The 24,677-nt window shown below is 45.6% G+C and carries 20 protein-coding genes; 7 read left to right on the top strand and 13 right to left on the bottom strand.

Annotated features, from left to right (window positions below; all coding sequences use genetic code 11):
• Nucleotides 1-76 precede the first annotated feature (76 nt).
• On the top strand, nt 77-1,369 hold the full coding sequence (gene envZ, locus R7Z78_RS14000; RefSeq protein WP_017820700.1) for a two-component system sensor histidine kinase EnvZ: 1,293 nt from the start codon (nt 77-79) through the stop codon (nt 1,367-1,369).
• A 72-nt stretch (nt 1,370-1,441) separates the two neighbouring features.
• Here the strand turns inward: envZ and R7Z78_RS13995 are convergent, their stop codons facing one another.
• The 13 genes from R7Z78_RS13995 to R7Z78_RS13935 all read right to left on the bottom strand — a co-directional run bounded on the left by R7Z78_RS13995 (nt 1,442) and on the right by R7Z78_RS13935 (nt 17,455).
• On the bottom strand, nt 1,442-2,830 hold the full coding sequence (locus R7Z78_RS13995) for a uracil-xanthine permease family protein (protein WP_005379335.1): 1,389 nt from the start codon (nt 2,828-2,830) through the stop codon (nt 1,442-1,444).
• A gap of 232 nt (nt 2,831-3,062) precedes the next feature.
• The gene (gene recG / locus R7Z78_RS13990) at nt 3,063-5,144 is read right to left on the bottom strand and encodes an ATP-dependent DNA helicase RecG (RefSeq protein ID WP_169644338.1); all 2,082 of its coding nucleotides are present in this window, start codon (nt 5,142-5,144) and stop codon (nt 3,063-3,065) included.
• 253 nt (nt 5,145-5,397) lie between these two features.
• Nucleotides 5,398-6,081 carry a tRNA (guanosine(18)-2'-O)-methyltransferase TrmH gene (trmH, locus tag R7Z78_RS13985; RefSeq protein WP_017820702.1) on the bottom strand — a complete coding sequence of 228 codons (684 nt, stop codon included), beginning with the start codon at nt 6,079-6,081 and terminating at the stop codon, nt 5,398-5,400.
• Nucleotides 6,082-6,133: 52 nt separating this feature from the next.
• Nucleotides 6,134-8,254: a bifunctional GTP diphosphokinase/guanosine-3',5'-bis pyrophosphate 3'-pyrophosphohydrolase gene (spoT, locus tag R7Z78_RS13980; RefSeq protein ID WP_005379340.1), complete on the bottom strand. Its 2,121-nt coding sequence runs from the start codon at nt 8,252-8,254 to the stop codon at nt 6,134-6,136.
• A gap of 39 nt (nt 8,255-8,293) precedes the next feature.
• The gene (rpoZ, locus tag R7Z78_RS13975; RefSeq protein ID WP_005379346.1) at nt 8,294-8,566 is read right to left on the bottom strand and encodes a DNA-directed RNA polymerase subunit omega; all 273 of its coding nucleotides are present in this window, start codon (nt 8,564-8,566) and stop codon (nt 8,294-8,296) included.
• Between the two features lie 181 nt (nt 8,567-8,747).
• The gene (gmk, locus tag R7Z78_RS13970) at nt 8,748-9,371 is read right to left on the bottom strand and encodes a guanylate kinase (RefSeq protein ID WP_005379347.1); all 624 of its coding nucleotides are present in this window, start codon (nt 9,369-9,371) and stop codon (nt 8,748-8,750) included.
• A 448-nt stretch (nt 9,372-9,819) separates the two neighbouring features.
• Entirely contained in the window at nt 9,820-11,043 is a 1,224-nt protein-coding gene (locus tag R7Z78_RS13965; protein WP_169644337.1) for a tetratricopeptide repeat protein, read from the bottom strand.
• Between the two features lie 9 nt (nt 11,044-11,052).
• The gene (locus R7Z78_RS13960; protein WP_005379353.1) at nt 11,053-11,685 is read right to left on the bottom strand and encodes an energy transducer TonB; all 633 of its coding nucleotides are present in this window, start codon (nt 11,683-11,685) and stop codon (nt 11,053-11,055) included.
• Between the two features lie 4 nt (nt 11,686-11,689).
• A complete protein-coding gene (locus R7Z78_RS13955) occupies nt 11,690-12,097 on the bottom strand; it encodes an ExbD/TolR family protein (protein WP_005379359.1) in 408 nt (135 codons plus the stop codon).
• 25 nt (nt 12,098-12,122) lie between these two features.
• On the bottom strand, nt 12,123-12,650 hold the full coding sequence (locus R7Z78_RS13950; protein ID WP_005379363.1) for a MotA/TolQ/ExbB proton channel family protein: 528 nt from the start codon (nt 12,648-12,650) through the stop codon (nt 12,123-12,125).
• A gap of 9 nt (nt 12,651-12,659) precedes the next feature.
• A complete protein-coding gene (locus R7Z78_RS13945; protein ID WP_005384750.1) occupies nt 12,660-14,021 on the bottom strand; it encodes a MotA/TolQ/ExbB proton channel family protein in 1,362 nt (453 codons plus the stop codon).
• A gap of 3 nt (nt 14,022-14,024) precedes the next feature.
• Nucleotides 14,025-14,789, bottom strand: a complete 765-nt coding sequence (locus R7Z78_RS13940; RefSeq protein ID WP_005379365.1) for a DUF3450 domain-containing protein — start codon at nt 14,787-14,789, stop codon at nt 14,025-14,027.
• A gap of 65 nt (nt 14,790-14,854) precedes the next feature.
• The gene (locus R7Z78_RS13935) at nt 14,855-17,455 is read right to left on the bottom strand and encodes a TonB-dependent receptor plug domain-containing protein (RefSeq protein WP_047103765.1); all 2,601 of its coding nucleotides are present in this window, start codon (nt 17,453-17,455) and stop codon (nt 14,855-14,857) included.
• Between the two features lie 817 nt (nt 17,456-18,272).
• Here R7Z78_RS13935 and R7Z78_RS13930 point away from each other — a divergent pair.
• From R7Z78_RS13930 to R7Z78_RS13905, 6 genes are all read left to right on the top strand, one after another.
• Nucleotides 18,273-19,298: an ABC transporter permease subunit gene (locus tag R7Z78_RS13930; RefSeq protein ID WP_005384771.1), complete on the top strand. Its 1,026-nt coding sequence runs from the start codon at nt 18,273-18,275 to the stop codon at nt 19,296-19,298.
• 1 nt (nt 19,299) lies between these two features.
• Nucleotides 19,300-20,343, top strand: coding sequence for an ABC transporter permease (locus R7Z78_RS13925; protein WP_005379369.1), 1,044 nt, complete (start codon nt 19,300-19,302; stop codon nt 20,341-20,343).
• A 37-nt stretch (nt 20,344-20,380) separates the two neighbouring features.
• Complete coding sequence (locus R7Z78_RS13920) at nt 20,381-22,207, top strand: extracellular solute-binding protein (RefSeq protein WP_169644335.1); 1,827 nt, start codon at nt 20,381-20,383, stop codon at nt 22,205-22,207.
• A 9-nt stretch (nt 22,208-22,216) separates the two neighbouring features.
• Entirely contained in the window at nt 22,217-23,074 is an 858-nt protein-coding gene (locus R7Z78_RS13915) for an ABC transporter ATP-binding protein (RefSeq protein WP_005379371.1), read from the top strand.
• 35 nt (nt 23,075-23,109) lie between these two features.
• Nucleotides 23,110-23,949, top strand: coding sequence for an ABC transporter ATP-binding protein (locus tag R7Z78_RS13910; RefSeq protein ID WP_005379372.1), 840 nt, complete (start codon nt 23,110-23,112; stop codon nt 23,947-23,949).
• 168 nt (nt 23,950-24,117) lie between these two features.
• Nucleotides 24,118-24,543: a phosphate-starvation-inducible protein PsiE gene (locus R7Z78_RS13905; protein ID WP_047103769.1), complete on the top strand. Its 426-nt coding sequence runs from the start codon at nt 24,118-24,120 to the stop codon at nt 24,541-24,543.
• Nucleotides 24,544-24,677: the final 134 nt, after the last annotated feature.

Below are 24,677 nucleotides of genomic sequence, written 5' to 3'. Positions count from 1 at the left end.
GCTATAGCAACTTCAGCCTTCATTACCTTCCCTTTGAAGGCTGAAATTTCGCGATTAGGACCACTAGGAACGTTCCATGCGCATCCGAAGTTCATTGACACAATCTATTCTGCTGTTCATCTCTTTGCTTCTCGCGAGCCAAGTTTTCTCTTACTACGCCGTTTTTAACTACGCGTTGATGCCGAGTTTGCAGCAGTTCAATAAAATTCTCGCCCATGAGCTCAATTTAGTGCTTGATGATGAAGGACCTTTAAAGTCTGATGCACCATTAAGGCGTCAATTATTAGAAAGACTAGGGGTGACGGTTCATAGTCTCGACAGCGATAAGGCGATTGAATTTCATCACGCAATGTCGATTGATTTGATGTCTGAAGAAATGAGCCAAGAGCTGGGTTCGCCCACAGAAGTGCGCTTATTGCTTGGCGATGAAAGTTACATTTTGTGGATGCACATCGAAAAGTTGCCGAACTCCATCATTCGTATTCCGTTATCTGAGCTGCAAGAAGAAGATTTTGCCCCGCTGTTTCGTAACAGCTTGATTATGGCGCTGCTGATCATTGCAGGTGGTTGGTTGTTTATTCGTTTGCAAAACCGTCCACTTTTGGCTTTAGAGAGAGCCGCGAAAGACGTCGGTCGAGGTGAGATCCCGCCCCCCTTAGCAGAGAAAGGCGCATCGGAGATTCGCTCTGTAACTCGAGCCTTTAATCAAATGTCGAAAGGTATTCAAGAGCTAGAAGAAGACCGAGCCTTATTAATGGCAGGGATTAGCCATGACTTACGAACACCTCTGACGCGTATTCGCCTAGCGACAGAAATGATGTCTCCTGAGGACAGCTATCTTGCGGAGGGGATCATTAGCGATACGGAAGAATGTAATGAGATCATCAGTCAGTTTATGGATTACCTCAAACCGGTGAACCAAGAATCGTTTGAAGCGGTTGATATCAGTACGATTGCCAGTGACGTCGCCAGTTCTGAAGGTGGTTATGAGGTTGAAATTGAAACAGATCTTAATCTTAACTTGCCGCCAGCCAAAGGAAGTGCGATTGCGATTAAGCGGGCGATCAGTAACTTAGTTGTGAATGCGCTACGTTATGGCAATGGCTGGGTCAAAATCAGCACTGGTGTGACAGCAGATAAGCAGCTAGTGTGGATTTCAGTAGAGGACAACGGACCGGGTATCGAGCATTCTCAAATCGCGAGGTTATTTGAACCCTTTACGCGTGGTGACACCGCTCGCGGTAGTGAAGGCACTGGGCTAGGGTTGGCGATTGTGAAGCGTATAATCAGCCAACATTCAGGCTCTGTGGTGATGCGTAATCGCAGTGAAGGCGGTTTAATCGCTCAAATCAGCTTTCCTACCAAGTAAGTCGATGGCCCGCACCCTTTAAAACAAAAAGCCCAACCTAATTAGGTTGGGCTTTTCTTATTCTCAATAATCTTAAGACTCTTTCACTTCCTGAGGAAGTTCATCTTCGTCTTCCAGTTTCTCTGGCAGAAGTAGATTTAAAATGATCGCTGTGATGCCACCTGCTGCAACACCAGTTGAGAAAATACTCTTAATAAATTCTGGCATAAATTGCAGGATCTCTGGTTTTTGTGCGATACCAAGTCCCATTGAGAAGGATAAGGCCATGATCAGAATTGCGCGGCGATCGAGCTCAACACGAGAGATAATACGCACACCAGCGGCAGCAATCGTACCAAACATGACAATCGTTGCGCCGCCAAGTACTGGCTCAGGAATCAGCTGAACAAAGCTAGCGACACCTGGGAACAAGCCAAGAATCACTAACATGCCAGAAATAAAGTAACCCACGTAGCGGCTCGCGACTCCTGTTAGCATGATGATGCCGTTATTCTGGCTAAACGTTGAGTTCGGGAAGCTGTTGAAAACGGCTGCGATTGCGGAGTTTAAGCCGTCTGCTAACACACCGCCCTTAATGCGTTTCATGTACACTGGGCCTTTTACTGGCTCACCAGACACTTCAGATGTTGCGGTAATATCACCGATGGCCTCTAGTGCGGTAATAAAGAAAATCAGTACTAGCGGAATGAACAGAGACCAGTCAAACGATAAGCCATATTGCATTGGTACGGGCAGTGCTACGATCTCAGTTGCGCCTAGCTGAGAAGTATCTACCATCCCCATAAAATACGCCATGATGTAACCCACTAGCATCGCAATCACGATTGAAGCCACACGGATGTATGGGTTTTTCGAGCGGTTTAAAATCACAATTAATCCAAGTACCGTCCCAGCCAGAGCAAGTTTGTCTAAGCTGCCGAAGGTTCCTTCATTTAATGCTGCGTAGCCACCGCCCATTGATACTAAGCCGACTTGAATCAGTGTGAGACCGATAAGAGTGACGACGATGCCTGAAACGAGCGGAGTGATGATTCGGCGGGCATGCTCCAATACGCGAGATAGGAAAATTTCTGCAAATGATGCGACTAAAATCGTACCAAAAATGGCAGCCATCATGGTGCTGATGTCTGCTCCACCGGCTTTCAGCGATAGGCCTGCTCCAATAATAGGACCTAAAAAGTTAAAGCTGGTGCCTTGAACAGAGAGCAAACCAGAGCCAATTGGGCCAACGGTGCGAATTTGAATAAACGAAGACACGCCTGACGCAAATAAAGACATGCTGATGATGGTGTTCGTTTGGTCTGCAGGTACACCCAAAGACTGACAGATGATCAGTGACGGAGTGATAACCGCGACGAACATCGCCAATAAGTGCTGAAGTGCGGCAAAAATGGTTTGAGGCAAAGGTGGTCGATCGTTGAGTTGATAGACCAGTTCCGAAGATCGGTTTGAAGTTGTCATTGTTTGTCTCGCTAGTCGCAATATTTCCCTAGTTCTCGCTGAATGGGAGAGCAGGGTGGAGTTGACGTCGTTACCTGTGATTGCTGTTAATCAGAGTCAACTCAGGTTGGTGGAGTGTGATCTAACACACTTAAAAATTTGTGCGCGATTATAGAGAGATTTACTCAAAAAGCAAACGTTTGCTTTGTTTTTGGCGTATTAAAAAACGAGCCATTTGGCTCGCTTTCAATCATTACGCTTTGGAGTAAATATCCCGCTCACCCAACCAGCGATCGATAATTGCTGTTGCGTTAGTCGGGTAATTGTCATGAATATGACGCGCAATACGCTGAACTTCGGGAATCAGGCGTTGATCTCGAACTAAGTCTGCGATTTTGAAATCAGCAAGACCTGTCTGCTTTGTACCCAATAGTTCTCCAGGGCCACGAATTTCTAGGTCTTTCTGCGCAATGACGAAGCCATCGTTACTTTCACGTAGTACTCCGAGACGTTTTTGCGCGGTTTTTGACAGCGGAGAGTGGTACAGCAGCACACAATGGCTAGCAACGGAACCTCGGCCCACGCGACCTCTTAACTGGTGTAATTGTGCCAAACCAAGACGTTCAGGGTTTTCTATGATCATCAAGCTAGAGTTTGGCACATCCACACCAACTTCAATCACTGTCGTTGCGACCAGCAAATGCAGTTTATTGTCTTTGAAATCTTGCATCACCGCTTGTTTCTCTGCCGGCTTCATTCGTCCGTGTACTAGACCAATTTTTACGTCCGGTAGCTTACGTTGAAGCTCTTCTGCGGTATCTGCCGCGGCTTGCGCTTCTAATACTTCCGACTCATCAATCAGGGTACACACCCAATATGCCTGCTTGCCTTCGTTTAAGCAGGCATTTCGGACACGTTCGACGATATCATTGCGTTTGGTGTCTGGAATCGCGACAGTCTGGATTGGTGTTCGACCTGGCGGTAACTCGTCAATCACGGAAGTTTCCAGATCGGCGTAAGCGGTCATGGCTAAGGTGCGAGGAATAGGCGTCGCCGTCATGATCAACTGATGTGGATAGGCGCCTTGTTTTGCACCTTTTTCACGCAATTCTAATCGCTGATGGACACCGAAGCGGTGCTGTTCATCAATGATGACCAAAGCAAGGTGATGAAATTCAACGTGCTCTTGGAATAGCGCGTGAGTACCCACTACCATTTGCGCTTCACCACTGGCAATACGAGCCAGCTCGGCTTCCTTTGCCTTACCTTTGAGTTTGCCCGCTAACCAACCGACTTGAATGCCCATGGTTTCAAACCAGTTTGCGAAGTTGATAGCGTGTTGCTCGGCCAATAGTTCGGTTGGCGCCATGAGTGCCACCTGATGGCCATGCTCAATGGCTCTAACAGCGGCCAAAGCGGCAACCAACGTTTTCCCCGAACCAACATCGCCTTGCACTAATCGCATCATTGGGTGCGGTTTTTCTAGATCGGCTTCAATCTCTTGTACTACTCGGGTTTGAGCGTTTGTAGGAGAGAAAGGCAGTTGGGCTAAAAGCTGCGTTTTTAGTTTATTACAAGGACCGAGAGGTAGCGCTGAATCCTTCTGACCTTTGCTACGCACCGCTAGCATCGATAAGTTTTGTGCGAGCAATTCTTCCATGATCAAGCGGATTTGGGCAGGATGTTTGCCTTCGTCAAACTCATCTAAATTAATGGTTGGTGGTGGACGATGAATGGTGTGCAGCGCTTGCGACATCGTGATTTGATGGTCATACAACCCCGCTGGAAGTAATTCCTGCACTGCGGTTTTATCAAGCAGGGCTAAAGCTTGTTCGGTAAGGTTGCGTAATGTGATTTGGCGTAAACCATCGGTGGTGGGATAAACAGGGGTTAAGCTCTGTTCTACATCGGGCTTTTGCTCGCTGACGTAAAACTTGTAGTCAGGGTGAACAATTTCCAAGCCCACGCCACCGCGCTTAATTTCACCGTAAGCATGTACTAACTTACCTTGCGTGAAATTGTTCTTCATGGCTGCGGTAAAGTTGAAAAAGCGCAGCGTGATAGTGCCATTACCGTCGCTGATTTTTACCGTTAGCATTTTGCGCTTACCGAAGATAGTGTCGACTGCCATGACCTTACCTTGCACGGCTGCCCAAAGGCCAGCATGCAGTTTGGCAATAGGGTAAATACGAGTACGATCTTCGTAGCGTAACGGAAGGTGAAACAGCAAATCTTGAACGCTATGTAAGCCAACTTTGGCGAGTTTTTCTGCGACTTTCGCGCCAACTCCAGAAAGGGAGGTTAATGGGACGGCAGATAACATTTGGGCGGACATAGAGGGCTCAAGAAAATGGTTAACATAGCAGTATGTTAACCATGGAGCTGTGTTTTTGTACAGGAAAAAATAGTCATGCTTTAGTTCGTGTCATGATTTGACTGATAACCTATCATTCCGAGGAGCTTTAGCGACATCACGATTCTATTTCCAACAAGTATGTCGCTGAAGTTAACACTATCAGCATCTGTATATTTGAGAATTAGATCCTGAACCACGCTCCTTCGCCGCCGTTCAGGATGACGAAAGTCTGTTACTTGCTTTGCATCTCTTGCCACCACGCGTCATCGGCGATGATTTGACCTTCTTCATCGAGTGGTGGGTAAACGAGCCCTTTTCGTTTCGCGACCTTTGCCAGCACAGGGTGACCACGTTCAAAGAGAATACGGTTGATTGTCTCTTTAGGCAGAGCGCTTTCTTCTCGGTCGTACATGCCTGCGGCTTCACGTTGACGTTGCGCTTCATACAAAATTACGGCACTGGCAACCGATACGTTTAGTGACTGCACCATGCCCACCATCGGGATAATAATGTCTTGATCGGCAAGCTGTTTGGCTTGCTCCGAAGCGCCAACCTTTTCGCTGCCTAAAATGATTGCCGTTGGTTTGGTGTAGTCGATTTCGCGAAAATCGACGGCGGTGTCCGAAAGATTGGTCACCAAAACCTGCATACCTTGCGCTTTGAGTTCGGTAATCGCAGTTTCAATCGAATCGTGAGTATCCACTTCAACCCAGTTACGCGCGCCTGCTGAGGTATGGCTCAGCGTACGCATTTTGTCTGGCCAAATTGCGTGAACTTTGTGTAAGCCTGTCGCGTCAGCGGTGCGGATCACAGCAGAGACGTTGTTTGGCTTATGTACTTCTTCGAGACAAAGTGTCAGATCAGTTTGGCGAGTTTTTAGGACTTGGTGAATACGGTTGTAACGTTCTAGGTTCATATTTATTGAGGTATAAAAAATCGCCACCTAACAGAGTAGGTGGCGATAGAGGTTAGTTCTTTCTGCGTCTGACTCGGGTTGCTTGAGGCATTGCCTTAATCTTACGCATGATACCAGCAAGGTGGACACGATCTTTCGTCGTCAACAGCACAGTCACAGTGTATAGACGACCATCACGTTCTTCCGTTGAAAGGCCATGAATGTTTGATCCTGTTTTCGAGATCACGTTGGTCAGTTCTGCAAGAGCACCTTGGTTGTTAAGCATGTCGACTTTAAGTTCAGCAATGAACTCTTTATCGTAGTCTTCAGACCAAGCGACAGCCATATAACGGTCTGGCTCTTTCTGATAACCACGAACGTTCGGACATGTTTCTCGGTGAACAACCAAACCACGACCAGGCGATACGTGAGCAATAATGTGATCATCTGGGATAGGATGACAACAATTTGCAAACGTCAGCAATAAGCCTTCTGCGCCACGAATCGGAAGCTTCTTCTTCGAGTCCGTTGGGATTGAACTTGTTGTCGTGAGCTCTTCGGTGTCACCAAGGAGACGACGTGCGATCACAATGCTCATCAACTCACCCAATCCAATAGCAGCCAATAAATCATCGATGCTTTCTAGGCGAAGATCATTCAAGACTTCTTGGATATTTTCTGGATAAATTGAATCAATCGAGTGACGGCCAAGTGCGTGATTAAGTAGGCGACGACCTAAAGTAATCGACTCTTCACGACGCATCGTTTTCAGTACTTGTCGAATCTTAGTGCGGGCACGAGAAGTCACGACATAGTTCAGCCATGCCGCATTCGGACGCGCACCAGGGGCACTGATAATTTCCACTGTCTGACCGTTTTTCAATGCCTTACTCAATGGGTAAGGGTTACGATCAACACGAGCACCAACACAAGAGTTGCCTACATCGGTATGTACGGCATAGGCAAAGTCGACAGCCGTTGCGCCTAAAGGTAGTTCAACGATACGACCTTTTGGTGTGAAGACGTAAATCTCATCTGGGAAAAGATCGGATTTTACGTTTTCAATGAATTCGAATGAGTTACCCGCGCTTTGTTGTAGCTCTAACAGGCTTTGCATCCAACGCTGAGCTTTCACTTGCGCAGTGGTACCAGACTTGTCGCCTTTGTCTTTGTAAGACCAGTGTGCCGCGACACCTTTGTCCGCCATTTGATCCATATCTTCAGTGCGGATCTGAACTTCAACAGGTACGCCGTGTGGGCCAACCATGGAAGTGTGTAGCGATTGATAGCCGTTCGCCTTTGGTACCGCGATGTAATCTTTCATGCGACCAGGACGTGGCTTATACAAGCTGTGTACTTGGCCTAAAACGCGATAACAAGTATCAGCGGTATCAACAACGACTCGGAACGCATAGATATCCATGATGGTGTGAAAGCGCTGTTCTTTGGTTTTCATCTTGTTGTAGATAGAGAACAGGTTTTTCTCACGACCAACGACGCGAGCATTCAAGCCAAAATCTTGCAGACGGCCTTCTATTTCGCTGTGAATGCGTTGGATCATCTCTTTACGATTACCACGTGCGGCTTTAACCACTTCTTTTAGTACGCGGTAGCGGTTGGGATATAGCGCCTCAAAGCCCAACTCTTCGAGTTCGGTTTTGATATTGTGAATACCAAGACGATGAGCGAGGGGCGCGTAAATTTCTAACGTTTCACGAGCAATACGACGCTTTTTATCTGGTCGAAGCGCGCCAAGCGTACGCATGTTGTGCGTGCGGTCAGCCAGTTTGATCAGAATGACGCGGATATCTTGCACCATGGCCAGAACCATCTTACGAAAGTTCTCAGCCTGAGCCTCTTTCCTATCGCGGAATTTGAGTTTGTCCAGTTTAGATACACCATCAACCAATTCTGCGACAGTGTTGCCGAATTTCTCTTCGAGATCTTCTTTAGTTACATCACAGTCTTCAATGACGTCATGCAGCAAAGCAGCTTGGAGGGTTTCGATATCAAGGCGCATTTCGGCCAAGATACGAGCCACAGCGACAGGGTGGATGATGTATGGTTCACCGCTAGAGCGGGTTTGCCCTTCATGGGCATCTCTCGCTACCACATAAGATTGACGCAGAGCCTCAATCTGAGGCTCTGTTAGGTATTCTTGGGCAACGTCTTTGAGGCTATCGAATAGATACAAATTATAGGCCCGGGAGGTTGTTGAATTCTAAAGTCAGAATTAACGGTTGTGAGCGATGCTGCTTACTGCCGCTAGCTCTGCCGCTTCTTGCTCTTGCTGTTCTTGACGTTCACGAGCGTCTAGAACTTCTTTAGTAATTAAACCTTCTTCGATTTCGCGTAGAGCGATAACCGTTGGCTTATCGTTCTCTTCTGGCACTAGTGCATCTTTACCGCCAGTTTGCATTTGACGAGCGCGGCGAGCCGCAATCAGTACTAGGTCGAAACGGTTGCCAACTTTTTCAACAGCGTCTTGAACAGTTACGCGTGCCATGAGGACTCCAAATAGTTAACTAAAATTTTAGAATGACGAGAAAGTATACAACCTAACTACTTTATTTACTAGCAATTAGACAAGCCACCGTTTGTGGACTTTCTCAGGTACTTTATTGTGTTTTTAGCACTGGGCAAAAAACGGGAAATTCTTTATGTTTTACAGCGTGACTTTTTTGAAGTTACTCTGCTAACAACGCGTCAAGCATACCTTTATATTTAGCAGCTTGCTTTTCTTCCTTCAATCTTTCAGCACGCAAGATAGCTTTAAAATCCATCAAAGCGGTATCAAAATCGTCGTTTACGATCACGTAGTCGTACTCGTTGTAATGAGAGATTTCCGACTTGGCTTCAGCCATACGCTTTGCGATCACTTCATCGCTATCTTGACCACGAGTGTTCAAGCGACGCTCTAACTCACCGTTTGATGGTGGCAGGATGAAGATGCTTTTGGCTTCTGGCATTTGTTCACGGATTTGGCGTGCGCCTTGCCAGTCGATATCTAGAAAAACGTCGATACCTTTATTTAGTGTTTCTTCAATCCATACACGAGATGTGCCGTAATAATTACCAAACACTTCTGCGTATTCTAGGAAGTCACCTTTAGCGATCAGGGCTTCAAACTCATCTTTCGCTACAAAATGGTAGTGGACACCATTTTCTTCACCAGGTCGCATGTTGCGCGTGGTGTGAGACACAGACACTTTCATTGCGTAGGTTGGGTTGCGTTCCAACATCGCTGAGATCAAGCTAGATTTACCTGCGCCGCTAGGTGCAGATACGATATAGAGAGTACCTTTGCCCATTGTACTGTTCCACTTTTGATTGGATTGATTGAGTGCCGAAGGAAAGTTCGACATTCTTATAACGATAGTACTGGCATTGAGAAATCAACCACCAAAGGGGTGGATATTGGTGATAATCCCGCCAGAAAAATGGAGGCGAAGAGTATCATGATCTCTATTTTGTTACCAGTTGATCTTTCTGTCTGTGATCGTCTCTGATGAAATAGTTACTTACGCCAGAGTGTTCCTAAACAGCGAAGAAGGAGCGTGATACAGGACTTACCATCCGCGCACTCTGTTATTAAAACCATTTCTACAACCGTTTAGTGTGCTGATTTTAGGTTTAGAGTCCCGATTTGGCTTGCGTGAGTGACTCTGGTTAAAAATAGGGGTTAATAATGATAAGACGGAAAAAAGGGGAAGCTTTCACTTCCCCAGGCGTGCGACTGACTCACACTTAATCTTCGAATTATCCTTGAGACTCTAGGAAATTTATCCAAGGGCTAACGGTTGACCTGAATTTTGGCGATTGAGCAGCGCCTTTCATCGCCTGCAAGGCCTTTTGTGGCTGCTTAAGCTCGAAATAGGCCATCCCGCGAATGTATTCAAGTTCTGCCTTTTGCTCTTTAGAGGCACTGGATGCCGCGCTTTCTACAAAACGAGTTGCTTCAGAATACTGCTTGTCTTGTATCATTAAGCGAGCAATCTGAATTTGCGTTTTAGCAGAAGGAGCGAGGTTATATGACTTTTTATAAGCGAGAATTGATTTATCTAGCTCTTTAGCTTGCTGCCAGAAGCTGGCTAGGCGGTCATAGTTTTCCTTCGTCTTTTCAATGTTTCCAGCTGCCATTTCCTTTTCAAGAGTTTTGGCTGCTTTATATGGAATACCTTGATAAGCCAAGAAGTTTACAAAGCGTAAATATTCCTTCTCTCCTTCTAGTTTCCCCATTTTGTAAACCATTTCTAGGGTGGCTAGAGAGTTGCGCTCTTGACCTAGCTCCATGTAGACACCAGAAAGTTGCATCCAGTAACGCTTTTTCTGAGGGTACTTTGAAGTCAGAGTTTTGAGTACACTGGCAACGCTTTTCAGCTGGCCTAACTCGTAGTGAGATGCAACGAGAATTAAGTACCAAGACTCACTTGGGCTCTTGCTCATCGCGATGGCTTTTTTGGTTGGCGGGATTGCATTTTTGTAATCTTCCAACTGAACATAAGCGCTCGCTAACGTGATATAAGCATGAGCTTGAGGCTTCTCTTTGGTTGTTTCTGCAACCTTGAACCATTCCTTCATCGTTTTTACAGACAACGTATACTTTTCTTCAGCTAGGTAAAGCTGAGCCAAGCTGTAGCGAACTTGTTGAGCAACAGGAACGGGAAGTGCGTCGAGCTGTAATGCTTCGGCAAAGTATTTTGCTGCTTGCACATAATTGTCTTGTAGCGAATACAAAAAGCCAGTCTGCTGAAGTAAAACTGCTCGGTCGTATTTTTTCGAACTTGTGCTTTCTAAAGCGCTTGCTAGTTTTTCTTTCGCTGCTGAATATTTTTCAGTTGCGATCAACTCTTGCACTTTGTTAACGGTTCGAAATGTCCGATCTGATAACTGAGGAGCTTCTTTTGCCATCGTAGGAGCGGTCATTGCCACTCCTGCGAAGAGAATTAAAGAAGCCACTTTGCTTTTCCATAAACTTTTCATCGTGACTCCTTAATTGGTTGAGAACTCTATTTCTTGCGATAGGCGCGAGCTAACAGGTTTCCCGTCAACCAATTTTGGTTTAAATGTCCATTTAGAGACTGTTTTTCTTGCCGCTCGACCGAGGCCTAAGCGTCGTGGTTGCTCTTTAAGAACTTTGATGTCCTCTACGGCACCACGTGCGTTGACAGTAAACTCTAATAAGACGACCCCTTTTTCTATTCCTGCTTTCGCAGCCTTCCTAGGCATTTGAGGTTGGAATGTCGCTAGAGGTGTTGGACCTCCGCTACCCGCGAGTTGCGCACCTCCACCCTGGCTATAATGTCCAAGCACCGAACCACCTGTAACATTTACGGGTAGGTCAAGCTTTGGCATATCCATTGGGGTCTGCTCCATCACCGGTTTTACTGTCGCTGTCACTTTCATTTCTGGCGGCGGCGGCGGACGCTTAGGCGGTGGTGGCTTTGGAAGTTCGCGTTTTTTCTCCTGTATTTTTTCGTCTGGTTTAATGCGAATAAACTCGACCATACGCAGGTCATCATTCGACACTAACTCGTGGCGCTCTTTGTTTACTAGCTTGTCCATCCCCCAGAACAACCCGAGGGAGACAATGAGCGCCAGTGCAATTGAGGCCAGATACCGCATAAGCTTAATCCTTATTGGTTGCGGCAATGGAGATGCTTTCTACACCTGCCATTTTGATCTGGTCCATAACCTTCACGACTACGCCAGCATTTGCTTCTGTGTCGGCTTGGATAACAACTGCGCCATCAGGGCTTTCTGCACGAAGACGTTCAATATTCGCGCGAACCGCGTCCACTTCGATGCGGCGTTTATCAACCCAAACATCACCCGCCGCACCAACTGCGACCATGATGTTACCTTTTTTCACGGTTTGCGCAGAGCTTGCCGTCGGGCGGTTTACTTCTAGACCAGCTTCTTTTACGAACGATGTTGTTACGATAAAGAAGATCAACATGATGAATACGATGTCGAGCATCGGTGTCATATCGATAGCGGTTTCATCACTGCTATCACTGCTATAGCGTCTTTTCATGACCTATACCTCTAATTCCATTTACTCAGGCAATATGCTTTAGCTTATCTTCCAGCTTTTGCGTTGTGACTTTGGCTAAATGATCAAGACGTGAACTAAAGAACAGTCCTGATAGAGAAGCCACCATCCCGGCTAAAGTTGGGATTGTTGCCTTTGAGATCCCCGAGGCCATTGCTCGAGGGCTTCCTGTTCCTGTTACCGCTAAGATGTCGAATACTTGGATCATGCCAACAACGGTGCCGAGCAAACCCAGTAAGGGACAAAGCGCAATCAATACTTTCACGATTGGCAGGCCCTTTTTATTCTCAATGTCCTGACGAGAAACAATTTCTTGTCGGATCATCTTAGCGTTCCAGCTCTGGTGCTCTGATCGCCCCTGCCATGAGCCAACGGCTTTTTTCATGGCTTTTGGAGCGACGGCAGCAAAATAGAACCAACGTTCTAACAATACTGCCCAAAGCATAAAGCTGAGGATGAAGATGGCGACGAGTACATCGCCACCCATTCCCAAGAAGCGCCTAATTGATTCAAGTTCTCCAACTAACCACCACATAACGCCTCCTTAGCTTTCGGCTTTATGTAGTTTTTCCTGATAGCGAGCGATGAAGCCTGCACTCTGTTCTTCAAGAGTTTGAACCAAACGACGACCTTTACTGTGTACGATGGTGTACAGGAACAGTAGAGGAATTGCGACAACCAGACCAAGCATCGTAGTAACAAGTGCTTCAGAGATACCGCCAGCCATTAGCTTAGGATCACCTGTACCAAATAGTGTGATTGCTTGGAACGTACCGATCATACCCATAACCGTACCCAGTAGACCTAGAAGTGGTGCTACAGAAGCGAACAGTTTGATTGAGCTGATAAAGCGTTCAATGCTCGGTGCGTTACGTAGGATGATTTCGTCCAGTTTCGCTTCAAGATCTTCAAGGTTGTCACCTTTGTGTTCTTGGTAAGCTTGGATAACTTCACCCAGAGGGTTACCAGGAATCACGGTTTCTGATTTCGCTTGCTTACGCATTTTACCGCCAATCACTTGAAGGCGTAGGAAGCAAACTAGAGCAATGATAGCGCCAACTGCACCCATACCAAGGATGACGTAACCTACAATGCCACCTTGATCAATACGTTCTTGAACGGTAGGGCTTTGTACAAGTAGAGACAGAATTACACCACGGGATGGGTCAATGAACAGTGGCTCATAGCTGTTTGACGCTGACTCAAAGCCTGCAACATGACGTGTAATATTGGTGCGAGGCTGTCGAGAGAGTTCTTCGAACTTACCTGTTTGAGGTACATAAGTAACGTACTTACCATCGGCAATCGCGTTAAATTCACCGACAAGAGTAACATCGCGAACCGCTTCTTTACCTTCGCCATAAACAACCGTTGCTTGGGTTGTTGCTGTCTCGCCTGAGGCAACCACTTGTTGAAGAATGGTATGCCAGAATGCTTCTAGCTCTTGTGTTGATGGCAGTTCTTTGCTTTCAGCCAGTTTCGTTAGTAGAGCGTCACGCTCTGGGAACTGAACAGCGTTTTGAGAGGCAGCAAATAAGCCCTTAAACTCGCCCGCATATTGGCGGACCACACCAAACATTTCGCCCAAAGTACCAGAGCGAACACGTAAGGTTTCTGTTAGTTCAGTCAGCTGCTTATCGTTTTCATCAAATGTCGCTTTAAGTTGATCGCCCAGTGCTTGCTGTGAAGCTAGCTCTTCACGAGCCTGTTGCAATAATGCCGCTTGCTTATCTCGGTTGTTCTTGAACTCAGCTTCACGGGCTTTGTTCTCTTTTGACTCAACGATGCTTTCTGATTTTACGTTTTTGAGTAGTTCAGATAGGTTTTTAGGCGTTTCTGCTTGTACGCCTGAAACCATAAATAAGCTCGCTAGTAGACCAGCGGCTAGAGTTTTGAATCCTTTCATCTCTTATTCCTCCCCAGCATATACAGGCAATTTGATTAGCGCTGGTGGCGCTTGCTTCTTCGCGATACGAAGGCCTTGCTGTACCGCTATGCGGTAGCTTTCCGGTAATGTTTCCCATTGACGTGTTTGTTGGTTCCACATACCTGTCTCACCACCGTCTGGAGATTGGAATAAAAGCGCCGTGCGACCAATACGTAGGAAGTCGTAAGTCACGGTTTCCCCATTTCTATCTAGGCTAGCTTTGTAAGATTCAATTGAGCGAGAGAAGCCTTCTTCAATTTGGTAGGCTTCCATCACTTTACGGAATTTCTCAGAAGTCGTTACGTCGGCGCGATCCATGAGACGACGCAGTTCTTGGACACGTTTATTACGTTCTTTTTTCTGGAAAGGCAGATCGAGAGTCACAAACTCATCGAGTGCATCGATCATTTTAAGTGTTAGTGGCACTACTTCTGTTGCCGTTTGATCGATCTGAGCTATTTGGTTATTTAATGAGTCCAATTCACCTTGCTGTGATTGAACCATACGATTAATTTGCTCGTTGTAGACTTTCATGCTGTCGATTTGACGTAGTAAGCCTTTGTATTCTGCCAACATGCCTTCAGTACTTTCGGCATAATTGTCGATTTTTTGTTGCGAAGCTTCTGAAGATTGATTTGCTTTTGCTTGTGTGGAAACGACAGCACCAGAGTTGGCCGCTATAGAGCTACTACTGATAGTAAGCAATGCTGCAGCTATGGCACTGAGACCAAATTCCTTGAATTTCATGGTTGCATCCTTGTCAGTGTTTTAGTCAGTCGAAAAGGGCGCGGAAAACCCGCGCCAAATATTTTTTAGAAGTCGTATGATGCCTCGACGTATAGCTGACGTCCGATTGGATCGTCATACCCAGTTGCATAGAATGGAGAGGTATCGCTTAGAGGATCTGCAGGCGGTACTTTGTCAAACATGTTGATAGCACCAAGAGTTACACGACCACTCTCGTTGAATTGGTAAGAAGCCGTTAGGTTCCACGTTGTCATACTAGCGATTTCTGCTTTGTAACCCGCTTTTTTAGCAGAATCACAGTCATCAAAGTAGTAACGGTTTGCGTAGCTTGAACACATACGGTCGCGGTATTTACCAAATAGGTTGATAGCGACATCTTCATATGCCCAGCCAAGATTTAACGTTGCGGTGTATTCAGGCATGAAATCTCTTTCATCCGTTACAGGCTCGCTGTCGTTTTCTTGATATTCAGCAATCAAGATCTTCGTTACAGCAACACGCGTGTTAAATGAACCGAACTCATTAGTGTCGTATGCGTATTTGATCGCTAGGTCAATACCAGAACGCTCTTCATACGACTGGTTCACTGGACCATAGGATACCGACTTGATGGTGCCATCTGGGTTACGAACGACTTCAGTACCTGGGTATTTACCTGGATCGTTAATTACGTCTTGGTAAGTTGGTGCTGTTACGACGTCTTCCATCTTGATGTGGTACCAGTCAACAGTTACACCAAGATCATCCACAGGCTCCCACGCTAGGCCCAAGTTAATGTTTGTACTTGTTTCTTCTTTCAGCTCAGAGTTAGGGCCATTAAGCGTATCGAAGTACTGAGTATCACACTCTGGGTACTTGTCTTTATCTTGTGGGCCGCTACCACCAGCGTTGGCACAAAGCACAGGGTCAAAACCAGAACCAAAGCCTCGAGTTTGATCACCAAATAGTCGCTTCAAGTCTGGAGCTCGGAAGCCTAGACCGTAGCTACCACGTAGCAATAGGGTGTCAGTAGGACGGTATGCTAGGGCTACTTTAGGAGTGAATGCGCCGCCAGTTGCCGAGTCGTCGAAGTAGTGGTCGTAACGACCAGCGACAGTCATTTCTAAATCTTCAATGATAGGAATAAGAGCTTCAACACCAAGACCAATCTGATCGCGGTCACCGCCGCCTGATGTTCCACCTAGACCAGAGAAACCACCAGCTGCTGTTGTCGCATCAATCGTCTCATTGTAGTCAGTACGGTTCCATTCACCATAAACAGCAAAGCCAGACATACCTGCAGGAAGTTCAACCAAATCACCAGCCAGTGAGCCGTTAACAGAGTAAAGCTTTGAGTAAGCTTCTTTGCTTGAAGTGCCGCTGTATTTGTCTACAACGTCTTGAGAGATAGGCCCTAGAAGATCGACATCACCATTTTGTACAGCTTGGTCGAGAGTTAGGAAGATTGCTGGGTTGCTTGTTTCAACGCTTTGCTCAGAGTAACCAGCGGATAGGTCCCAATCATACGTATCAGCAAGCAGGCCGTTCAAGCCTAAGGTTAAGCCAAAAGAATCGGCTTCAGTGTTACTTTCGCGTGGTCCAAATTCGACCATACGGCGAGTGTATTCGCCTTCGCCGCGGAAGTGAGTGGCATCAACTTCAACGCTGTAAGGGTTAGGTTCGAATTCAGATTCTGTAGACTTGTAGCCAAAACGGGCTTCTGCCATGGCAGTGACATTGTCGTTAATGTCCATTTCACCACGTAAAAGTAGGTCTACTTGTTTGTTTTCTGGTTTTAATGTTCGGTACGCAGAACGGTTAACACCACACTTTCCATCCGCTCGTTCAATCGCGGCATCACCAACGACTTCTTTACATGAAGAACCAGCATCAGCTGGTGTTAGAAGTGTTCCGTTGGCGCCTTCAAAGTTTGCACCGTAGCTAGAGTAGCCACTTAGCTGAGAACGGCTAGAACCGTCATCGCCAGCCCAATCATCTCGGTCAGATTGCTTTAGCATTTCGTTGCCCGCAAATTGGCCAACGAAGAGAATACGTTTGTCGTCAAAGTTTTTGCCAGCTACAACGTCTAAACGACCATTTTGGTAACCACCATCCGTCGCGTCACCCGCGCGTACTTTTACAGAAACGCCATCAAAGTCTTTCTTTAAAATGAAGTTTACGACACCACCGATTGCGTCGGAGCCGTAGATAGCAGAACCTGAGTCGGTCATTACTTCAACACGCTCAATAGCGGCGACAGGGATTTGGCCGATATCTTGGAAGTTAGATGTACCATTTTGTGCTAGCGGGTATTGAGGAAGACGACGGCCATCAATAAGAATCAATGTGCGCGACGCGCCAAGGCCACGTAAGTTGACTGACTGCGCTGCTGGTGTAAACGAGAAAGAGTCTGTTTGAGCCATTACACCACCTGTGTTTTGGGTCAAACTGTTCAATACGTCTTGCGCGCTGTTAAAGCCTTTAGACTCAATGTCTTTACTATTAATAACAGTAACTGGTGAAGGACCTTCCATATCCGTCGTGGAGATACGCGAACCAGTAACTTTCATCTTTTGAAGTTTTTCAACTTGCTGCTCTTCTGCCAGTGCTGTTGCTGGGGCTGCAACTGCTGCTGTCCCCAAAGCAAGGCTTATCGCAACAGATAAAGCGGTTGTGTTTTTATACATCCTTGTTGCTCCGATTATTATTTCCTATGTCAGGCCGCATAGCGGCCAAATGTGACGTTAATATTTCGTTAACGTTCGGCCAATGTATAACCGAGATGAAAAAAGGAAGTCAAACCAGTGGTAAACGGGGATGCTTAAATGTAAAAAAGATGTAAATAACTAGACTTTATTTAAAAGGCGGAATAAAAAACCGAGTAAGGTTTATGAATCGAGATTAAATTTCAATAAAACACCGTATTTTGTGTTTCTTATAAACTTTAATGACTTATCTTGCCTATGGTTTTTTAGTGGGTAATTGAATCTGGAAAAAGATATTTTTCCAGTGAATTGTTCTGAGATGAGTTTTATATCGAATCCATACTTTGTTAGCTCGAACTTATTAGGTGGTATCAAAATATGATACCCATTGCGGTTAAAGGGCTCACTCGTATTTTTAGGTCAAATATAACCTTGGATTATGTGTCTATTTATATGTTTAGGGTGCATTTTTATGTAGGGTTTTGGCTCTAAACAGCCTAGATTGATATTCTGTATGAATTATTTTTGTGGTTTTTTATAATTTTTTACAAAAACATTTCTGTTTTTCGACATCGAAGGAAGTTTGTCATGTTTTGGTTTCAAACACTTGAAGCTGATGTGGATTCAAGATAAATATGACGCTGAAATTATTGCAGTAGTAGAAAAGTCTAGCTCTTGAGGCGCAGGGAGTGTGCTTCAACAGTTTTAGTTACTACGAGATAAATATGCACCATTTTGGGCGGAAAATATCCTCTTTCACTCCGTTTGAACTGGACAGTAGACAAGGAGCAAGTTGTATATGCTGTCGTACTTTTTACGCCGTTTGGCGTTGGTTATCCCAACGTTTCTCGGGATAACTATTCTCATCTTTGCTATCACTCGTTTCGTGCCTGGCGGACCTGTTGAACGCATGTTGTCACAAATGCAGTCTCAGGGAGATGGCGCCGCATCAATGACGTCTGCGGGTGGTAATACGGCCCTTTCTGACGATCAAATCGCGGAGCTGAATGCGTTTTATGGCCTGGATAAACCTGTAACGGAAGCGTACGTCGAGTGGTTAAGTCGTTTGGTAATGCTAGATCTTGGCGAGTCGACGCGTTACTACGAGCCTGTCTCGGATATGATCGCAGAGCGTTTGCCAGTGTCGTTGTTTTATGGCGGCATGACCTTCTTTATTAGTTATTTTATCTCGATTCCTCTTGGTTACTATAAGGCGCTCAAGCACGGTTCTGTGTTTGATTCCGCCTCTTCAGTACTCATTTTCGTAGGCTACGCGCTACCAGGTTATGTGGTGGGTGTATTGCTGATCACGTTATTTAGTTATCACTTGGAATGGTTTCCGATGGGAGGCTTTGTCGGCGATGACTTCGACGATTACGAAACCTTCTTTGAACGCGCTAAAGACATTATGTGGCATGCGGTGTTGCCTTTGATCTGTTACCTCATTGGTGATTTTGCCACGCTGACGATGACAATGAAAAATAACCTGATGGAAAACCTTTCCTCAGATTACATCCGCACCGCAATTGCGAAAGGATTACCTTTCAAAAAAGCAGTTCGTAAGCACGCGTTGCGTAACAGCTTAATTCCGATCGCGAGTCACTTTGGTAACTCTTTGTTGTTCTTCATGACCGGTGCCTTCCTGATTGAAGTTATCTTCAATATTGATGGCATTGGCTTATTGGGTTACGAATCAATCATGGAGCGTGATTACCCTGTTGTTATGGGTATTGTCGCCATTAATGCGTTGTTACTGCTCATTGGTAACATCATTTCAGATATTTGTGTTGCTTTAGTCGACCCACGTGTGAAGTTTGGAGCGTAACATGATTAAAGTTAGTCCATTAACTCAAAAGAAAATTCGTCACTTTAAAGAGATCAAACGAGGCTATTGGTCGTTTGTTGCTCTTTCTATCATGTTGATCCTTTCTCTATTCGCCGAACTTTTGATCAACAGTAAAGCGCTAGTCGTCAAGTACGATGGTAGCTACTATTTTCCTGTTGTCAGTGACGTACGTTTAGGTAGCGAATTCGGCCAAGAGTCATCCAGTGAAGCCGATTATCGTGTACTGCAAAAAGCGTTTGAGGCTGAAGGGGGCGACAACTTTGTTATTTTGCCGCTTGTGCCGTGGAACCCATACGAACAAGATTTTAGTGGTGATTTCCCGCCAACAGCGCCTAGTGCCGAAAATAAACATTATTTAGGTACAGATGTGATAGGTCGCGATATTTTGGCGCGACTCGTCTACGGATTCAGAACGGCGATGGGATTTGCGTTGCTTACGATGGCCATTTCCTACGCGATCGGTACTGCAGTCGGTTGTGCTATGGGTTTTTGGGGCGGTAAATTTGACTTGTTTGTACAGCGACTTATCGAAATCTGGTCAATGGTCCCGTTTTTGTACGTCATTATGATTCTTGTCTCAATCGTTCAGCCGACGTTCGCTCTCTTTGTCGCTATTAACGTGCTTTTCACTTGGATGGGGATGACATGGTACATGCGGACCATGACCTATAAAGAAGCGGCACGAGAATATGTAATGGCGGCTCGTGCTTTAGGGGCATCGACCGGACGTATCTTGTTTAATCACATCTTGCCAAATACGATGGTGATGATTGTAACCCTAGCGCCTTTCACTATTGCAGCTAACATCACAGCACTGACTGCTCTCGATTACCTAGGATTAGGCTTGATGCCACCAACGCCAAGTTGGGGTGAACTACTGCAACAAGGTAAGTCAAACTTAGATTCGCCATGGATTGTTGCGTCAGTAGTGACTTCTATTGTTCTGGTTCTGGTAATGGTGACCTTTATTGGTGAAGCCATTCGAGCGGCTTTCGACCCGAAAAAATTCACACGCTATGTTTAAGCGAGCATTGTGAGCAAAACATAAAAAGGGAAGTTTTATGAAGAAATTATTTTTAGCGTCCACGCTGAGCGCCCTGAGTTTTGGTGCAATGTCAGCAACGCTTCCGACTGACTTAAACTGGCAAACAAACTGGGATGAGCCTCAATATGGTTCGCCAGAAGCGAAACGTGGAGGGACTTATCGCACCTTTATGTCAAGTTTCCCGCAGACGTTACGTAGTGTTGGCCCAGACGCTAATGCAGGGCTACGTTCTTTTATCTTAGATGAAACACCAGGCTTGGTGGTCCGCCACCCAGATACTTTAGAGTTTATCCCTGAGCTTGCTAACGAGTGGGCGTTAGCAGGTGACAACAAAACGGTCTATTTCAAACTCAACCCTGAAGCCAAATGGTCGGACGGCAAACCTGTGACTGCCGACGATTTCGTGTTCATGCTGAAGTTTTATCGTTCCAAGGACATCTTGGAGCCTTGGTACAACGATTACTACAACAAAACGATTGCGGATGTTATCAAGTACGACACTCACACGTTTGCTGTTAAGGCGGCGAAAGAGTTTAATCCGGAAGAGTTGCTGTTACGAATGGGGGCCCTGCGCCCACGTCCCGCACATTTTTATGCTAACCCTTCAAAAGATGAAAATGGTGACGGTATACATGACAACTTTGTCCGCTACTACAATTTTAAAAGTGAACCAACGACCAGTGCATACTACCTAGATGACATTAAAAAAGGTAAAAGTGTTACCTTCAAACATGTCGGTGAAGACTGGTGGGGTTACAGCAATAAGTATTATCAACATCGTTATAATGTCGACAAAATCCGCATCACAGTGATTCGCGACAGTGATATCGCGATGAAGCACTTTGAGAAAGGGAAGCTGGACGCATTTGGTCTTGTTTTACCAAGCTTATGGCATGATAAATCGAATACGGAACCTTACCAAAAGGGATACATTCAAAAGTTCTGGGGTTACAACCAATTCCCAGTTGGGGCTGGTGGTGTATGGATGAACACCGCGATGCCTTTGCTGGATGATTTAAACATTCGCAAGGGCATTACTTACGCGATTGACTTTGATGGCATGATAGAGAATGTCATGCGTGGCGACTACTCCCGTAAACCGAACCCGACCGGTTATGGTCATGGTAAATACACCCTACCAGATGCTAAGGCACCGAAGTTTGATCCCTTAAAAGCGGCCGAGGCATTCGAAGCCGCAGGCTTTAACAAAATTGGTTCTGATGGTATTCGTGTCAATGAGAAAGGTGAGCGCTTAAGCTTCGAGCTGACCTACGGAACACCTGTTCATACTCCTCGTATTGCATTTTTGCGTGAGCAAGCCAAGCTAGCAGGGCTGGATATTGAGCTCAAGTTAGTTGATGGCTCATCCATGTTCAAATACGTACGTGAGAAAAAGCACGATTTGGCTTTCTTAGATATGGGTACGTCTGAGATCCCAACGTATTGGGAGTACTTCCATTCTGTCAATGCGAACAAGCCGCAAACTAACTCTTTCACAAACTACAGCACGCCTGAACTGGATGAAAAGATCATCGAGTATCGTTTTGGCATGGATATGGATAAAAAGATCCAGCTAGGTCATGAGATTCAGCGTGACATCATTGATGCTCACGTTATCGTCCCAGGCTACATGGTTCCTTATGTCCGCTATGGTCACTGGCGCTGGTTAAAGTTTCCAGATAAGCCAATGAATCGCATGACAGAGGCGCTGTTCAGTGGTGCAATCATAGGCGATGGCACTTACTGGATTGATAGTGATATCAAAAAAGAAACGAAACAAACGATGAAGTCAGACAAAGCTTTTGAACCTGTCGTTGTCGTAGATGACACTTATAAGCTGTAAGGATTGGTTATGGAAAACGATGTAATCCTAAGTGTTAAAGATCTCGAAGTTGAATTTACCACCGATGATGGGCCAGTGAAGGTTCTGCATGGTGTGAACTTTGATGTGCGAGCTGGACGTACACTCGGCCTGGTGGGAGAGTCAGGTAGTGGTAAGAGCGTAACCTCAATGTCGATCATGGGGCTATTACCTAAGCCATATGGCAACATCATTAAAGGTGAAGTGAATTATCGCGGCACCAACCTAGTTGATTTGCCTGCGGAAGAGATGTACGCCATGCGTGGCGATCGCATTTCGATCATCTTCCAAGACCCGATGACTGCGCTCAACCCAGTGCACACCATTGGTCGTCAAATATGTGAAGTGCTTGAGCTCCATCGACCTGAGCTCGACAAAAAGGAGCGGGAGGCGTACTCGATTGAAATGCTGGCAAAAGTAAAAATTCCAATGCCAGAGAAGCGATTGAATGAGTATCCCCATAACCTATCTGGTGGTATGCGCCAGCGTGTCATGATCGCGATGGCATTGGCCTGTAAGCCGGATATTCTGATTTGTGATGAACCGACTACAGCGTTGGATGTTACGGTTCAGGCGTCTATCCTTGAACTGATGAACGAGCTTCAGGAAGAAACGGGCATGGCGATGATCTTCATCACTCACGATCTCGGGGTTGTGGCAGAAGTGTGTGATGATGTTGCCGTGATGTATGGCGGACGTATTGTCGAAAAAGCAGAAATTTTTGAGTTGTTTGATAACCCGCAGCACCCATATACAGAGCGTTTGATGGGGTTGATGCCGAGCTTAGATAATGAGCCAAAGCAGATGATCGATATCAAGCCTATTGATGCCAGTATGTTTGCCAGTTAACTGGGCAAAGTGAACCAGTCATAAAAGAGGATGTTATGGCAAAAGAAGTATTAAGAATTGAAAATCTTAAGCAGCACTTTGTTTCTGGTAAAGGGCTGTTCAAGAAAGGCTACACCATCAAAGCGGTAGACGGGGTTTCACTGTCTGTTTCTGAAGGTGAAACACTGGGGCTAGTTGGTGAGTCAGGTTGTGGTAAAAGCACCCTTGGTCGCACGATCTTAAAGTTATACGAGCCAACGGAAGGTAAGATTTTCTTTGAAGGTAAAGACATCACTAAATTGTCTGTTAAAGAGATGCGCTCGCTGCGTAAAGACATGCAAATCGTCTTTCAAGACCCAATGGAGTCACTCAATCAGCGTCATACCATCGGTATGATTCTGGAAGAACCGTTTGTTATTCATAAAATTGGCACGCCAACAGAGCGTAAACAATGGGTAAAAGAGCTTTTAATCAAAGTGGGATTACCAGAAACGGCAGTAAACCGTTATCCACATGAATTTTCAGGCGGACAACGGCAGCGTATCGGTATTGCTCGCGCGATTGCATTGAAGCCTAAACTACTGATTTGTGATGAATCGGTATCTGCGTTAGATGTGTCGGTACAGGCGCAAATCTTGAACCTATTGCTACAACTGCAACAAGAAATGAATTTGGCGATCATATTTATCTCTCACGATCTCTCGGTGGTGAAACATGTCTCTGACAAAGTTGCCGTGATGTATTTTGGTAAAGTGGTAGAAGCAGGCAGCGCTAAAGAAATTTATGCAAACCCGCAAAACGAATACACCAAAAAACTCCTATCTGCGATTCCGATCACTCACCCTAAATATCGGAAGAAAAAGCGCGTAGCTGAAAAAAAGCAGCAAGTGGCGTAAGTGATGCCACAGGTCCTATAACACAAAAGCGCTCCGCCAAATAAGCGGAGCATTTTTATAAGCAAATGCCAGGACTTGGAGTCGATTCGCACTGATGTTTATTCTGATTGATTGAAGATCGTTGCATGCTAAACTCAAGGCCTATTTTCTTTGTTTGGATAATGGACCATGCCGTCGAATTTACCGAAATCCTTTAGTCGACCTTTCCTGAAAATCTTCCATATTTTGGAGGCGGTGTTATTAGTCTCTATTACCTTGGCGACGTTGTACGCCATGATGCAAGAGTTTGTGCACGTATTTGTAGAGAAGCGTGTCTTGCTCACAGATATTCTTTTGATGTTTATCTATCTGGAAGTGCTCGCCATGGTGCAGCAGTTCGTGATGAACGGTAAAATTCCGGTACGCTATCCTATCTACATCGCGATGATGGCCATCGCCCGCTACATCACACTCGGAATGAAAGAACTGGATGCAGTTTTGGTTGTGTGGTTATCTCTGGCTGCGTTTATTTTGGCTGCGGCTACTTTGCTGATCAGAATTGGGCACCATTATTGGCCCTACGTTGATAACAGAACCTTGGAAAAAGACGAATAAAAGAAAGCCCCGTATTAGCGGGGCTTTTTTGTTTCAATACTCGATGACTTTTAGATCATTCAATGTTTTGGATCTGAATATTTATTTATTAAAATTCATTTAGATCAATATTTTATTGAATTTAAGTCATTATT

The organism is Vibrio sp. 1167 (assembly GCF_033340375.1).
GTDB lineage: Bacteria > Pseudomonadota > Gammaproteobacteria > Enterobacterales > Vibrionaceae > Vibrio > Vibrio alginolyticus.
Note: the sequence above shows the minus strand (reverse complement) of the source record. Positions and strands in the feature narration are given on the sequence as shown.